This is a genomic window from Caldimonas thermodepolymerans (genome assembly GCF_015476235.1).
GTDB classification, from domain to species: Bacteria; Pseudomonadota; Gammaproteobacteria; order Burkholderiales; family Burkholderiaceae_C; genus Caldimonas; species Caldimonas thermodepolymerans.
The window spans coordinates 2,599,061-2,611,955 of sequence record NZ_CP064338.1; the positions used below are offsets into that span (position 1 = coordinate 2,599,061).

14 protein-coding genes are annotated in these 12,895 nt (G+C 71.2%); 6 read left to right on the forward strand and 8 right to left on the reverse strand.

Going from position 1 to position 12,895, the window contains the following annotated elements; all coding sequences use genetic code 11:
- Positions 1-178: 178 nt before the first annotated feature.
- The 8 genes from rng to IS481_RS12240 form a co-directional block, all read right to left on the reverse strand.
- A complete protein-coding gene (gene rng / locus IS481_RS12205) occupies positions 179-1,639 on the reverse strand; it encodes a ribonuclease G (RefSeq protein WP_104355695.1) in 1,461 nt (486 codons plus the stop codon).
- A gap of 21 nt (positions 1,640-1,660) precedes the next feature.
- Entirely contained in the window at positions 1,661-2,275 is a 615-nt protein-coding gene (locus tag IS481_RS12210; protein WP_104355696.1) for a Maf family protein, read from the reverse strand.
- Between the two features lie 19 nt (positions 2,276-2,294).
- Positions 2,295-2,765, reverse strand: coding sequence for a 23S rRNA (pseudouridine(1915)-N(3))-methyltransferase RlmH (gene rlmH, locus IS481_RS12215; protein ID WP_104355697.1), 471 nt, complete (start codon positions 2,763-2,765; stop codon positions 2,295-2,297).
- Positions 2,762-3,460: a ribosome silencing factor gene (gene rsfS / locus IS481_RS12220; protein ID WP_104355698.1), complete on the reverse strand. Its 699-nt coding sequence runs from the start codon at positions 3,458-3,460 to the stop codon at positions 2,762-2,764. Before rsfS ends, rlmH begins: the two co-directional genes overlap by 4 nt.
- 23 nt (positions 3,461-3,483) lie before the next feature.
- Positions 3,484-4,071 carry a nicotinate-nucleotide adenylyltransferase gene (gene nadD, locus IS481_RS12225; RefSeq protein ID WP_104355699.1) on the reverse strand — a complete coding sequence of 196 codons (588 nt, stop codon included), beginning with the start codon at positions 4,069-4,071 and terminating at the stop codon, positions 3,484-3,486.
- A gap of 3 nt (positions 4,072-4,074) precedes the next feature.
- Entirely contained in the window at positions 4,075-4,983 is a 909-nt protein-coding gene (hemF, locus tag IS481_RS12230; RefSeq protein ID WP_104355700.1) for an oxygen-dependent coproporphyrinogen oxidase, read from the reverse strand.
- Positions 4,980-6,260, reverse strand: coding sequence for a phosphoribosylamine--glycine ligase (gene purD / locus IS481_RS12235; RefSeq protein WP_104355701.1), 1,281 nt, complete (start codon positions 6,258-6,260; stop codon positions 4,980-4,982). Before purD ends, hemF begins: the two co-directional genes overlap by 4 nt.
- A 73-nt stretch (positions 6,261-6,333) precedes the next feature.
- The gene (locus IS481_RS12240; protein ID WP_104355702.1) at positions 6,334-7,059 is read right to left on the reverse strand and encodes a YebC/PmpR family DNA-binding transcriptional regulator; all 726 of its coding nucleotides are present in this window, start codon (positions 7,057-7,059) and stop codon (positions 6,334-6,336) included.
- A gap of 119 nt (positions 7,060-7,178) precedes the next feature.
- Between IS481_RS12240 and IS481_RS12245 the strand changes: the two genes are divergently transcribed.
- The 6 genes from IS481_RS12245 (at position 7,179) to IS481_RS12270 (ending at position 12,834) form a co-directional block, all read left to right on the forward strand.
- Entirely contained in the window at positions 7,179-8,690 is a 1,512-nt protein-coding gene (locus IS481_RS12245; protein ID WP_104355703.1) for a helicase HerA-like C-terminal domain-containing protein, read from the forward strand.
- A 127-nt stretch (positions 8,691-8,817) separates the two neighbouring features.
- On the forward strand, positions 8,818-9,231 hold the full coding sequence (locus IS481_RS12250) for a DUF2306 domain-containing protein (RefSeq protein WP_104355942.1): 414 nt from the start codon (positions 8,818-8,820) through the stop codon (positions 9,229-9,231).
- Between the two features lie 22 nt (positions 9,232-9,253).
- Positions 9,254-10,336: a sensor histidine kinase gene (locus IS481_RS12255; protein ID WP_232529260.1), complete on the forward strand. Its 1,083-nt coding sequence runs from the start codon at positions 9,254-9,256 to the stop codon at positions 10,334-10,336.
- A 4-nt stretch (positions 10,337-10,340) separates the two neighbouring features.
- Positions 10,341-11,150, forward strand: coding sequence for a LytR/AlgR family response regulator transcription factor (locus IS481_RS12260; RefSeq protein WP_104355704.1), 810 nt, complete (start codon positions 10,341-10,343; stop codon positions 11,148-11,150).
- A 151-nt stretch (positions 11,151-11,301) separates the two neighbouring features.
- Positions 11,302-12,435 (forward strand): branched-chain amino acid ABC transporter substrate-binding protein, encoded by a 1,134-nt coding sequence (locus IS481_RS12265; RefSeq protein WP_104355705.1) that lies wholly within the window; start codon positions 11,302-11,304, stop codon positions 12,433-12,435.
- A 129-nt stretch (positions 12,436-12,564) separates the two neighbouring features.
- Positions 12,565-12,834, forward strand: coding sequence for a 2TM domain-containing protein (locus tag IS481_RS12270; RefSeq protein ID WP_104355706.1), 270 nt, complete (start codon positions 12,565-12,567; stop codon positions 12,832-12,834).
- Positions 12,835-12,895: the final 61 nt, after the last annotated feature.

Below are 12,895 nucleotides of genomic sequence, written 5' to 3' on the forward strand. Positions count from 1 at the left end.
CCGCGGGGCGGCAACCGTCGTATTGTCGCGGCACGCGCAAAGACATCGATCATCCCGCGCCCGACGGCCCACGGCGCGCCGGATCGCGTAACGTCGGTAACGAAATCGCGGCCGCCCGACCACGGCTTCGGTCCCGGGCCGCGGGCCGGAGTTCCGTGGTCAGGCCGGGTGCGCATCGTCACAACAGCACGATGTCGTACTGCTCGGGCGACATGGTCGGCTCGGCCCGCAGCGAGATCGGCTTGCCGATGAAGTCGGAACAGGCCGCCAGGTGGGTGCTCTCCTCGTCGAGCAGCATCTCCACCACCGCGGCCGAGGCGATCACGCGGAACTCTTTCGGGTTGAACTGGCGCGCCTCGCGCACGATCTCGCGCAGGATGTCGTAGCACACCGTGCGCGGCGTCTTGACGTTGCCCTTGCCGCCGCAGGTGGGACAAGGCTCGCACAGCATCTGCGCCAGCGACTCGCGGGTGCGCTTGCGCGTCATCTCGACCAGCCCGAGCTGCGTGAAGCCGCTGACCGTCATCTTGACCCGGTCGCGCGAGAGCTGCTTGCGCAGCTCGGCGAGCACCGCCTCCTGGTGGTCCTCGCGCATCATGTCGATGAAGTCGATGATGATGATGCCGCCCAGGTTGCGCAGCCGCAGCTGGCGGGCGATGGCCTGCGCCGCCTCCAGGTTGGTCTTGAAGATGGTGTCGTCGAAGTTGCGTGCGCCGACGAAGCCGCCGGTGTTGACGTCGATGGTGGTCAGCGCCTCGGTCTGGTCGATGATCAGGTAGCCGCCGGACTTGAGGTCCACGCGCCGGCCCAGCGCCTTCTCGATCTCCTGGTCGATGTTGAACAGGTCGAAGATCGGGCGCTCGCCGCGGTACAGCTGCAGCTTCTGCACCGCGCTCGGGGTGTATTCGTTGCCGAAGGCGAGCAGCGCCTCGTACTGGCTGAGCGAGTCGATGCGCACCGACTGGGTCTCGTCGGTGACCATGTCGCGCAGCACCCGCTGGACCAGGTTCAGGTCCTGGTGCAGCAGCGTGCCGGGCGGACTGCGGAAGCTGGCCTGGCGGATCGCGGCCCAGGTCTTGCGCAGGTAGGCGATGTCGGCGGCGAGCTCCTCGTCGGTCGCGTCCTCGGCATTGGTGCGCAGGATGAAGCCTCCCCCCTCGTCGCCGACCAGCGCGGCCATGCGCGCGCGCAGCTGCTCGCGCAGCTCCGGCGAGCCGATCTTCTGCGAGATGCCGATGTGGTCGTCCTGCGGCAGGAACACCAGCAGCCGGCCGGCGATGCTGATCTGGGTGGACAGCCGCGCCCCCTTGGTGCCGATCGGGTCCTTGATCACCTGCACGGTGAGCGACTGCCCCTCGAACACCAGCTTCTCGATCGGCACCGGCGCGGCATTGCCGCCCTCGCCGTGGCTGCCGCGCTGCCAGACGTCGGCCACGTGCAGGAACGCGGCGCGGTCCAGCCCGATGTCGATGAAGGCCGACTGCATGCCGGGCAGCACGCGCGCCACCTTGCCGGTGTAGATGTTGCCGACCAGCCCGCGCTCCAGCGCACGCTCGACGTGCAGCTCCTGCACGGCACCACTCTCGACGATCGCGACCCGGGTCTCCTGGGGGGACCAATTGATGAGGATGTCCTGCATGCGTGCTGGGGCTGGGGAAGCTCAGAACCTGACGCCGAAGCGCCGCAACAGCTGCGCCGTCTCGAACAGAGGCAAACCCATGATACCGGAGTAACTTCCGGCGATGCGCTCGATCCAGGCGGCGGCCTGGCTCTGGATGGCGTAGGCGCCCGCCTTGCCCATCGGCTCGCCGCTGGCCACGTAGCGATCCACCTCGGCACGCGACAGCGGCGCGAACTTCACGCGCGAGACGTTGACCAGGCACTGCGTGCGCCGGCCGTGGCCCAGCGCCACCGCGGTCAGCACCCGGTGCTCGCGGCCCGACAGCGCGTGCAGCATCGCCGCTGCCTCGGCCGCGTCCTGCGGCTTGCCGAGGATGCGCCCGCCCAGCGCCACCGTGGTGTCCGAGCACAGGATGGGTGCGGCCACGCCGCCGCGCCGCTGCAGGCGCGTGCGGGCGGCGGCCAGCTTGGCGCGCGTGACGCGCTCGACGTAGCGCAACGGCGCCTCGCGCGGCAGCGGCAGCTCGAGCGCCTCGGCGTCCTCGTGCGGGTCGGGCAGCAGCAGTTCGTAGCGCACGCCGATCTGCTCCAGCAGCTGGCGACGTCGCGGGCTTTGCGAGGCGAGGTAGACGAAGTCGTGCAGCGTGCGGCTCATGGGTCGCGCGACGGCGAGTTCATTCGCGGTGGTAGGGATGGCCGACCATCACCGACCAGGCGCGGTACAGCTGCTCGGCCAGCAGGACCCGCACGAAGGCGTGCGGCAGGGTCAGGTCGGACAGGCGCAGGCGCTCGTCGGCCGACTCGCGCAGCGCCGGGTCCAGGCCGTCGGGGCCGCCGATCAGCAAGGCCACGTCGCGGCCGTCGTGCATCCAGGCCTTCAGGCGCGCCGACAGCTGCACGGTGGTGACACGGTCGCCGCGCTCGTCGAGCACGACCACGCGCGCGCCCTTGGGCAGCGCGGCCTCGATGCGGCTGCGCTCGGCTGCCATCAGGGCCTCGACCGGCTTGCCACCGGTGCGCGGCTCGGTCTTGACCGCCTTCAGCTCCAGCCGCAGCTCGGGCGGAAAGCGCTTGGCGTAGTCGTCGTAGGCCGCGTCCGCCCACGCCGGCATGCGCTGGCCGACCGCCACGACGACGAGCTTCATGCCTTGCGCGCGGTCGTCTTGCGGGCGGTGCCGGCCTGCTTCGCGGCGGCCTTGCCCGCCGTCTTCGCGGGCGCCTTGGCGGCCGCCTTCTTCGCGACGACCACCTTCTTCACTGCAGGTGCCTTCTTCGCTGCGGGAGCCTTCTTCGCCGGCGCCTTGGCCGCGGCCTTCTTCGCGGCGGGCCGGGCGGACTTCGCTGCCGCCTTCTTCGCCGCCGGGGCCTTGGTGGCGGCCTTCTTCGCCGCAGGTGTCGTCTTCGCCGGTGCCTTGCGCGCCACGGCCTTCTTCGCGGCCGGTGCGGCCTCGGGCCCGTCGTCCGCCTCGACCGAGGCGCGCGGCAGGCCCTTGGCCTCGCCCAGCTTCACGCGCACCGGCTTCTCGCCCCAGATCTCCTCCAGGTTGTAGTACTGGCGGATGTTGGGCTGCATGATGTGCACGACGGCAGGGCCGCAGTCGACGATGATCCACTCGCCGTTTTCCTCGCCCTCGACCCGCAGCACCTTGAAGCCCTTGTCGCGCACGCTGTCGCGCACGCTGGCGGCCAGGGCCCGGGTCTGCCGGTTCGAGGTGCCCGAAGCGATGATGACGCGCTCGAACAACGGCGAAAGGTGCTCGGTGTTGAACACCTGGATGTCCTGGGCCTTGACGTCTTCCAGGCCATCGACGATGGCGCGCTGCAGTTTGCGGATGTCCATGCGGGGGCGTTGTTCGTGGTGGGTTATGCCTGATACAGGCGGTGTTGCTCAATATAACGTGCGACCGGCGGCGGAACCAGCGCGTCGACCGGCTGGCCCTGCGCGACGCGGGCGCGGATCTCGGTGGCCGACACGGCCATCGGCGGCAGCGGCAGCGGCACCATGCGGTGCGACACCGCGGCCAGTGCGGCGGGCGGCTGCGGCGGCACGCCGGCGCGGCCGGCCACGGCCAGCGTGACGCGCTGCAGCAGCTCGGGCCACTCGCGCCAGGTGTCCAGGCGCGCGTACTGGTCCTGCCCGATCACGAGGAACCATGCGGCCGCCGGCTCGTGCGCCTGCAGCGCGCGCAGCGTGTCGATGGTGTAGCTCGGGCCGCTGCGGTCCAGCTCGCAGGTGTCGATCACGAAGCGCGGCTCGCCCTCGAGGGCCAGGCGCAGCATCTCCAGCCGCTGCGCACCCGGCGTGACCTGGCGGCTCTTCTGCCACGGCAGGCCGGCCGGCACCCAGCGCAGCTCGTCCAGGCCCAGGTGCTGCAGCGCCAGGCGGCCGAGCGCCAGGTGCGCGTTGTGCACCGGATCGAAGCTGCCGCCGAAGATGCCTATGCGCTTCAAGCCTCAGGCCCAGTCACGCGCGACCAGGAAGTCGCTGTACAGCCGCGCCTCGGGCGTGCCGGGGTCGGGGCGCCAGTCGTAGCGCCACTTCACGACCGGCGGCATCGACATCAGGATCGATTCGGTGCGCCCGCCCGACTGCAGGCCGAACAGCGTGCCGCGGTCCCACACCAGGTTGAACTCGACGTAGCGCCCGCGCCGGAACGCCTGGAAGTCGCGCTCGCGCTCGCCGTAGGGCGTGTCGCGCCGGCGCTGCACGATGGGCAGGTAGGCGTCGAGGAAGGCGTCACCCACCGAGCGCATCATCGCAAAGCCGGTCTCGAAGCCGCCCTCGGTGAAGTCATCGTAGAAGATGCCGCCGATGCCGCGCGGCTCGTTGCGGTGCTTGAGGAAGAAGTACTCGTCGCACCAGCGCTTGAAGCGCGGGTACTTGTCCTCGCCGAAGGGGGCCAGCGCGCGCCGGCACACGGCGTGGAAGTGGCGCGCGTCCTCCTCGAAGCCGTAGCAGGGCGTGAGGTCCATGCCGCCGCCGAACCAGGTCACCATCGGCCCGTCTGCCGGCTGCGCGGCCAGCATGCGCACGTTCATGTGCACGGTCGGCACGTAGGGGTTGCGCGGGTGGAACACCAGCGACACGCCCAGCGCCTCGAACGGCGCGCCGGCCAGCTCGGGACGGTGCTGCGTCGCCGAAGGCGGCAGCTGCGGGCCCTTGACATGCGAGAAGTTGCAGCCGCCGCGCTCGAGCAGGCCGCCCTCCTCGATCACGCGCGAGATGCCGTCGCCTTCCAGGCGGCCGCCGGCCGGGCGCTGCCAGGCGTCGCGCAGGAACGCGCTGCCGTCCTCGGCCTCCATGGTCCGGACGATGCGTTCCTGCAGGTCGAGCAGGTAGTTGCGGACCTCTTGCGTGTTCACCGTTTGATCGCCCTGTAGCCGATGTCGCTGCGGAACTGCATCCCGTCGAAGTGGATGCCGTGCATGGCCTGGTAGGCGCGCTGCTGCGCGGCCTTGACCGAATCGCCCAGTGCCGTGACGCACAGCACCCGGCCGCCGGAGGTGACGGTCTGCCCGTCGCGGGTCGCGGTGCCGGCGTGGAACACCATGGCGTCCGGCTGCGGCGCGGGCAGCCCGGTGATCACGTCGCCCTTGCGCGGCTGCAGCGGGTAGCCCTGCGCGGCCATCACCACGCCCAGCGCGGCACGCCGGTCCCATTGCAGCTCGACCTGGTCCAGGGTGCCGTCGGTGGCGGCCAGCAGCACCTCGAGCAGGTCGCTCTTGAGGCGCATCAGGATCGGCTGGGTCTCGGGGTCGCCCATGCGGCAGTTGAACTCCAGCGTCTTGGGCTGGCCCTCGGCGTCGATCATCAGGCCGGCATAGAGGAAGCCGGTGTACGGGATGCCGTCCTTGGCCATGCCGGCGATGGTCGGCAGGATGATCTCCTGCATCACGCGGGCGTGCACGTTGGGCGTGACCACCGGCGCCGGCGAGTACGCGCCCATGCCGCCGGTGTTGGGCCCCTGGTCGCCGTCGAGCAGGCGCTTGTGGTCCTGGCTGGTGGCCAGCGGCAGCACGTTGCGGCCGTCGCACAGCACGATGAAGCTGGCTTCCTCGCCCTGCAGGAACTCCTCGATCACGACGCGCGCGCCACCGTCGTTGTGCTGCACGCCCAGCTTGTTGTCGAGCAGCATCCAGTCGACGGCCTCGTGCGCCTCGGCCAGCGTGGAAGCGACCACCACGCCCTTGCCTGCTGCCAGGCCGTCGGCCTTGATCACGATGGGCGCACCGATGCGGTCGACGTAGGCGTGCGCCTGGGCCGCATCGCTGAAGGTCTCGTGCGCCGCAGTCGGGATGTTGTGGCGGCGCATGAATTCCTTGGCGTAGGCCTTGGAGCTTTCCAGGCGCGCCGCCGCGCGGGTCGGGCCGAAGATGCGCAGGCCCCGGGCGCGGAACAGGTCGACCACGCCGGCCGCCAGCGGGGCTTCCGGCCCGACCACGGTCAGGTCCACCCCCTCGCTTGCGGCGAAGTCGGCCAGCGCCTGCGGGTCGGTGATCTCGACGTTGCGCAGCTGCGGGTCGAGCGCGGTGCCGCCGTTGCCCGGCGCGACGAACACCTTCGGGGCGCGGGGCGATTGCGCCAGCTTCCAGGCCAGCGCGTGCTCGCGACCGCCCGAGCCGATGACGAGCACCTTCATGCATGCCTCCGGCCGGTCAGGTTGCACGATACCGCCAGCCCCGCGGGGTGCAGCGCCAGGAGGGGAAGGCGGGTCATAGGTCGAGCTCGGCGTTGTGGTAGACCTCCTGGACGTCGTCCAGGTCCTCGAGGGCGTCCAGCAGCTTCTGCATCTTCAGCGCATCCTCGCCGCTCAGGGCGACGGTGTTCTCGGCACGCATCGTGACTTCGGCGATCTCGGGCTTCAGCCCGCCGGCCTTCAGCGCGTTGCGCACCGCCTCGAAGTCGCCCGGGGCGCACAGCACCTCGATGGAGCCGTCGTCGCCGGTGATGACGTCCTCGGCCCCGGCTTCCAGCGCGACTTCCATCACCTTGTCCTCGCTGGTGCCGGGCGCGAACACGAACTGCCCGCAGTGCTTGAACTGGAAGGCCACCGAGCCGTCGGTGCCCAGGTTGCCGCCGTGCTTGCTGAACGCATGGCGCACCTCGGCCACGGTGCGCACGCGGTTGTCGGTCATGCAGTCGACCATCACCGCAGCGCCGCCGATGCCGTAGCCCTCGTAGCGGATTTCCTCGTAGGTCGTGCCCTCGAGGTTGCCGGTGGCCTTGTCGATGTTGCGCTTGATGGTGTCGGCCGGCATGTTGGCGGCCTTGGCCTTGTCGATCGCCAGCCGCAGCCGCGGGTTGGCGTTCGGGTCGCCCCCGCCCTGGCGGGCGGCGACGATGATCTCGCGGATCACGCGGGTCCAGATGCGGCCGCGCTTCTCGTCCTGGCGGCTCTTACGGTGCTGGATGTTGGCCCACTTGGAATGACCAGCCATGAAGCAAGCTCCTGAGGCACCGCGGCTGGGGTGACACGCCGCGGCGCAAAGATGGGGAAGTGTTGGATAGACTGCGATTTTATCCGGGGGCATCCCCGCAACCTTGGACAGCGCACGCCATGGCCGAACCGCTCCTCATTGCCAAGCACGACGACATCGAATGCCATCTCCTGCCCGGCCTGGCGAACCGGCACGGGCTGATCACCGGCGCCACCGGCACCGGCAAGACCGTGACGTTGCAGACGCTGGCCGAGAACTTCTCGCGCATCGGCGTGCCGGTGTTCCTGGCCGACGTCAAGGGCGACCTGACCGGCATCTCGCAGGAGGGCACGATCGCGCCCAAGATGGCGAAGACGCTGGAGGAGCGCGGCCTGCCCCTGCCCGAGCCGGTCGCCTGCCCGACCACGCTGTGGGACGTGTTCGGCGAGCAGGGCCACCCGGTGCGCGCGACCATCTCGGACATGGGCCCGCTGCTGCTGGGTCGCATGCTGGACCTCAACGACACCCAGCAGGGCGTGCTCTCGCTGGTGTTCAAGATCGCCGACGACCAGGGCCTGCTGCTGCTCGACCTGAAGGACCTGCGCGCGATGCTGCAGCACGTGGGCGACAACGCCAGCCAGTACACCACGGAGTACGGCAACATCAGCGCGGCCAGCGTCGGCGCGATCCAGCGCGGCCTGCTGCAGATCGAGGAACAGGGCGGCGACCGCTTCTTCGGCGAGCCGATGCTCGACATCGGCGACTTCATCCAGACGGTGCGCGGCCGCGGCGTCATCAACATCCTGGCGGCCGACAAGCTGATGAACGCGCCGCGCCTGTACGCCACCTTCCTGCTGTGGATGCTCTCGGAGCTGTTCGAGACGCTGCCCGAGGTGGGCGACCTGGACCAGCCCAAGCTGGTGTTCTTCTTCGACGAGGCCCACCTGTTGTTCAAGGACGCGCCCAAGGCACTGATCGAGCGCATCGAGCTGGTCGTGCGGCTGGTGCGCTCCAAGGGGGTGGGCGTGTACTTCGTCACCCAGAACCCGCTGGACATTCCCGACACCGTGCTGGCCCAGCTCGGCAACCGGGTGCAGCACGCGCTGCGCGCCTTCACGCCGCGCGACCAGAAGGCGGTCAAGGCGGCCGCCTCGACGATGCGCGCCAACCCGGGCCTGAACATCGAGGCGGCGATCACCGAGCTGGCCGTCGGCGAGGCGCTGGTCAGCTTCCTCGACGAGAAGGGCCGCCCGTCGGTGACCCAGCGCGTCTACGTGCTGCCGCCCGGCAGCCAGATCGGCCCGATCACGCCGCAGCAGCGCCAGGCGCTGCTCCAGGGCTCGCTGGTGGCCGGCGTCTACGAACGCACCGTCGACCGCGAATCCGCCTACGAGAAGCTCAAGGCCCGCGCCGAGCAGGCCAACGCCGGCGCCGACAAGGCCTCGCGCGAGGCCGCCGCCAAGGGGCCGGCCGCCACCAGCGGCGGCTGGACCGACGTGCTGTTCGGCTCCACCGGCCCGCGCGGCGGACGGCGCGAAGGCGTGGTCGACGCGCTGGCCAAGTCGGCCGCGCGCACCATCGGCAACACGGTCGGACGGGAAATCATCCGCGGCGTGCTGGGCAGCCTGCTGGGCGGCTCGCGCAAGCGCTGAGCCCCCCGTTCGCGCCGCGGCGGCGGCGTTTCGCGCCCCGCGGGCGGCGTTTCGTCGCACGACGCTCGCCGGCGCCGGCCGGGCTGCGCACAGTCCGGACATGACCGATCCCTCGATGGAGACCGCCATGTCCACCCCCGAAGCCCTGCCGCCCGCCGTCGCGATCCACCTCTGCCTCGCCCTGGCCGCCCTGCTGCTCGGCCCGGTGGCGCTGGCCGCGCGCAAGGGCTCGCGGGTGCACCGCGGCACGGGCTATGCCTGGGTCACGCTGATGTCCGGCGCGGCCCTGTCGAGCCTGTTCATCCGCAGCTTCGAGCGCCCCAACATCGCCGGCTACACGCCCATCCACCTGCTGGTTCTGCTGGTGTTCTTCGGCATCGGCTCGGCGCTGTGGCAGGTCGCGCACGGCAACGTGCAGCGCCACCGCAAGCTGATGTGGACGGTCTACATCGGCGGCTGCCTGTTCGCCGGGGCGTTCACGCTGCTGCCCAGCCGCTACCTCGGCCAGCTGCTGTGGCACCATGCACTCGGCCTGATCTGAACCCGCTGCCCGCCCCGTGCCCGTGAAGCTGCCCCCGGACCTGCGCCAGGAACTGCCTGCGATCGCGCGCCGCGCCCCGGTGGTGCTCGGCCTGAACACGGCCGTCGCGCTGCTGATGTGGCACTTCATGGAGCACCGGCGCCTGGACGAGCAGCTGGTCAACGTCCATGCGATCGGCGTGACGAGCTGGCTGCTGATCGACGTCGGGCGCTTCTTCTTCGGCCAGCCCGGCAGCCCGGACCGCATGGGGCACGGCTGGCGCAAGCTGCTGTTCCTGGCGTTCGGCATCGTCACCGGCTACATCGCCGGCACGCTGGTCTCCGACGCCTATTCGGGCCGCTCCACCTGGGCGCTGCTGCGCCAGGCGCCGGATGCGTTCCTGTCGCTGGCCGGGCTCAGCCTGCTGATCGGCAGCGCCATCGTCTACTTCTTCTATACCCGCGGCGAGCTGCAGTACCACCGCGCCCAGGCCGAGGCCGCGCACCGCGAGGCGCTCGAGACCCAGCTGAAGCTGCTCGAGTCCCAGCTCGAGCCGCACATGCTGTTCAACACGCTGGCCAACCTGCGTGCGCTGATCGCCCTCGATCCGCCACGCGCCCAGGCCATGCTCGACCGCATGATCGCCTTCCTGCGCGCCACGCTGAACGCCTCGCGCACCGAGCTGCACCCGCTGCGGCTGGAGTTCGAGCGCCTGGCCGACTACCTGGAGCTGATGCGCATCCGCATGGGCGACCGCCTGGCCACCCGGCTGGAGCTGCCGCCCGCCTGCGCCGGCCTGCCCGTGCCGCCGCTGCTGCTGCAGCCGCTGGTCGAGAACGCGATCAAGCACGGCCTGGAGCCGTGCGTCGACGGCGGCCGCGTCGAGGTGAGCGCCGCCCTCGACGGCGACCGGCTGGTGCTGCGCGTGCGCGACACCGGCGTCGGCCTGCCGCACCCGACGCCCGCGGCGGACGGCGACGGCTTCGGGCTGGACCAGGTGCGCCGGCGCCTGTCGACCATGTACGGCGGGCGCGCGACGCTGCGCCTGGTCCCCGCCGACGACGCCGCCGGCGGCACGCTGGCGGAGATCCGCCTGCCGCTCTCCCCCACCCCGCCCGAGGCCTGAGGCCATGCACGCCACCGCCCTGATCGCCGAAGACGAACCGCTGCTGGCCGCCGCCCTTGCCGCCGAGCTGCAGCGGCTGTGGCCCGAACTGCAGGTGGTGGCCACGGTCGGCCACGGGGCGGCGGCGGTCGAGCAGGCGCTGGCGCTGCGCCCGGACATCTGCTTCCTGGACATCCGCATGCCCGGACAGAACGGCATCGAGGCCGCCCAGGCCCTGGCCGAGGACTGGCCCGACGACGCCGGCACGGGCGCGCCGTTTCCGCTCATCGTGTTCGTCACCGCCTACGAGCAGTACGCGCTGCAGGCCTTCCAGGCCGCCGCGGTCGACTACGTGCTCAAGCCGGTCGATCCGGCGCGCCTGGCGCAGACGTGCGCGCGGTTGCGCTCGCGCCTGGCGCAGCGCGCCGGCACCGGCCAGCCGCTCGAGGCCGCGGTCGCGCAGCTGCGCGCGCTGCTGCAGGCCCCCGGCCTCGCGCCCGCGGGCGCCGAGCCGCTGCAGGTGATCCAGGCCGGCGTCGGCCAGGCCATCCACATGGTGCCGGTGACCGAGGTGATCTGCTTCGAGGCGGCCGACAAGTACGTGCGCGTGCTGACCGCCGAACGCGAGTACCTGATCCGCACCTCGCTGCGCGAGCTGCTGCCGCGCCTGGACCCGCAGCAGTTCTGGCTGGTGCACCGTGGCGTCGTGGTGCGGGCCACCGCGATCGAGGCCGCGGTGCGCGACGAGACCGGCAAGCTGCGGCTGCACCTGCGCGGCCGCCCCGAGCGCCCGGTGGTCAGCCGCATCCACGCGCACCGCTTCAGGCCGATGTGAGCCCTTCGGGTAGACCCTGAAATCCGCAGGATCCTCGGCCGGCCGGCCCCGCGATCCCCGGAATCTTTGCCGCCCGGCCCCGAATACCGCCGGTTCCTCGGAGCGAGCGTCGCTAGATTGCGCCGCATCTCGCACACGAGGAGGTTGTTCCATGTTTCGTCGCCTGTTCGGGCTCGGCGGCCTGCTCGCCGCCCTGGCCCTGACCGCCTGCAACCGCATCCCCGAGACCGTGACCATCGGCGTCGCACAGCCGCTGTCCGGACCGCTCGCCTCGCTGGGCCAGGACATGGTCAACGGCGTGCGGCTGGCCGTCGAGGACATCAACCGGCAAGGCCTGCGCATCGACGGGCAGCCGGTCCGGCTGGAGGTGCTGGCGGTCGACGACCGCTCCGATCCCGAGACCGGCAAGACCGTGGCCCGGCAGCTGGTGGACGCCGGCGTGGTCGCGGTGGTCGGCCACCTCAACTCGGGCGTCACCATCGCCGCCGCGCCGGTCTACGCCGAGAAGCACGTCCCGCAGCTGGCGATCTCGACCAAGCCCGAGTACACCCGGCTCGGCCTGCCGACCACGCTGCGCCTGGTCGCCAACGACGCGCTGCAGGCCAAGGCCATGGGCGCCTATGCCGTGCGCTCGCTCAACGGGCAGTCGTTCGCGGTGATCGACGACAGCACGCCCTACGGCAAAGGCCTGGCCGACGCCGCGGCCGACGAGATCCGCCGCGCGGGCAAGACCGTCGCGGTGCGCCAGTCGCTGGACGACCGCACCACCGACTTCCAGGCCCTGGTGCCCGAGCTGCAGCGCGCCGACGTGGACGCGATCGTCACCACGCTGGCCGACTTCCAGGTGCTGGCGCTGGTCGACCAGCTCGCCCGCGCCGGCCTGCGCAAGATGCGCATCCTCGGCAGCGACACCATCAAGACGGACAAGCTGGTCAAGGCGGCGCTGCCGCTGAAGGTCTACGCCACCTCGCCCATCATCGAGCCGCGCGAGTTCCTGCAGGGCCAGGCCTTCCTGGACAGGTACCGCGCGGCCTACGGCACCGATCCGGTGTACGGCTCGCACTACGCCTACGACGCGGTCTGGGTGCTCAAGGCGGCGATGGAGCGCTCGCGCACGGTGGACCCGAAGAAACTGACCGCCGAGCTCAAGCGCATCGACGCGCTCGCACCGGTGACGCATGGCGTGCGCTTCAACGAACATGGCGAGCAGCACTACGGCGTGGTCAGCGTCTACGAGGCCCGCCCCGGCATCTGGGAGGCCCTGACGCGCTCGGACCAGTGGTGAGGTCCTGCGCCGTCCGCCCCCGCAACGGCGCACTTCGTCGCCCGCTGCGGCATTCCGTCGCACGGGTGCGGCGCGCCCCCGCGGGCCGCGCGACCATGGCGCCATCGTCCACCCCTTCAGGAGACCGCGATGAACGCCACCACCCCTGCCGCCGACCTGCGTCACCTCGCCCGCCGTCGCGTGCGGCGCCAGCTCGGCTGGCTTGTCCACCTGCTGGTCTTCGTGCTGGTCAACGCCGGCCTGTGGGCGGGCGGCGCCAGCGACGGGGTCTGGCCGCTGGCCGGCTGGGGCCTGGGCCTGGCGATCCACGGCCTCGTCGTGGGACTGAGCCAGGCCGGCGAGGGCTGGGTCCGGCGCCTGGTCGACGCCGAAACCAGCCGCCTGCAGCAGCGCGGCTGAACGCGCCGAAACGAAAACGCCCCGCGATGCCGCGGGGCGCCCGGGGAAGCACCGCTTCCGG

Excerpts from the sequence above, each read along its gene's own strand:
- IS481_RS12245 (WP_104355703.1), top strand. The coding sequence starts at position 7,179 with ATGGCCGAACCGCTCCTCATTGCCAAGCACGACGACATCGAATGCCAT.
- IS481_RS12260 (WP_104355704.1), top strand. The coding sequence starts at position 10,341 with ATGCACGCCACCGCCCTGATCGCCGAAGACGAACCGCTGCTGGCCGCC.
- IS481_RS12270 (WP_104355706.1), top strand. The coding sequence starts at position 12,565 with ATGAACGCCACCACCCCTGCCGCCGACCTGCGTCACCTCGCCCGCCGT.
- rlmH (WP_104355697.1), bottom strand. The coding sequence starts at position 2,765 with ATGAAGCTCGTCGTCGTGGCGGTCGGCCAGCGCATGCCGGCGTGGGCG.
- rng (WP_104355695.1), bottom strand. The coding sequence starts at position 1,639 with ATGCAGGACATCCTCATCAATTGGTCCCCCCAGGAGACCCGGGTCGCG.
- IS481_RS12210 (WP_104355696.1), bottom strand. The coding sequence starts at position 2,275 with ATGAGCCGCACGCTGCACGACTTCGTCTACCTCGCCTCGCAAAGCCCG.
- IS481_RS12250 (WP_104355942.1), top strand. The coding sequence starts at position 8,818 with ATGTCCACCCCCGAAGCCCTGCCGCCCGCCGTCGCGATCCACCTCTGC.
- IS481_RS12240 (WP_104355702.1), bottom strand. The coding sequence starts at position 7,059 with ATGGCTGGTCATTCCAAGTGGGCCAACATCCAGCACCGTAAGAGCCGC.
- rsfS (WP_104355698.1), bottom strand. The coding sequence starts at position 3,460 with ATGGACATCCGCAAACTGCAGCGCGCCATCGTCGATGGCCTGGAAGAC.
- IS481_RS12265 (WP_104355705.1), top strand. The coding sequence starts at position 11,302 with ATGTTTCGTCGCCTGTTCGGGCTCGGCGGCCTGCTCGCCGCCCTGGCC.
- purD (WP_104355701.1), bottom strand. The coding sequence starts at position 6,260 with ATGAAGGTGCTCGTCATCGGCTCGGGCGGTCGCGAGCACGCGCTGGCC.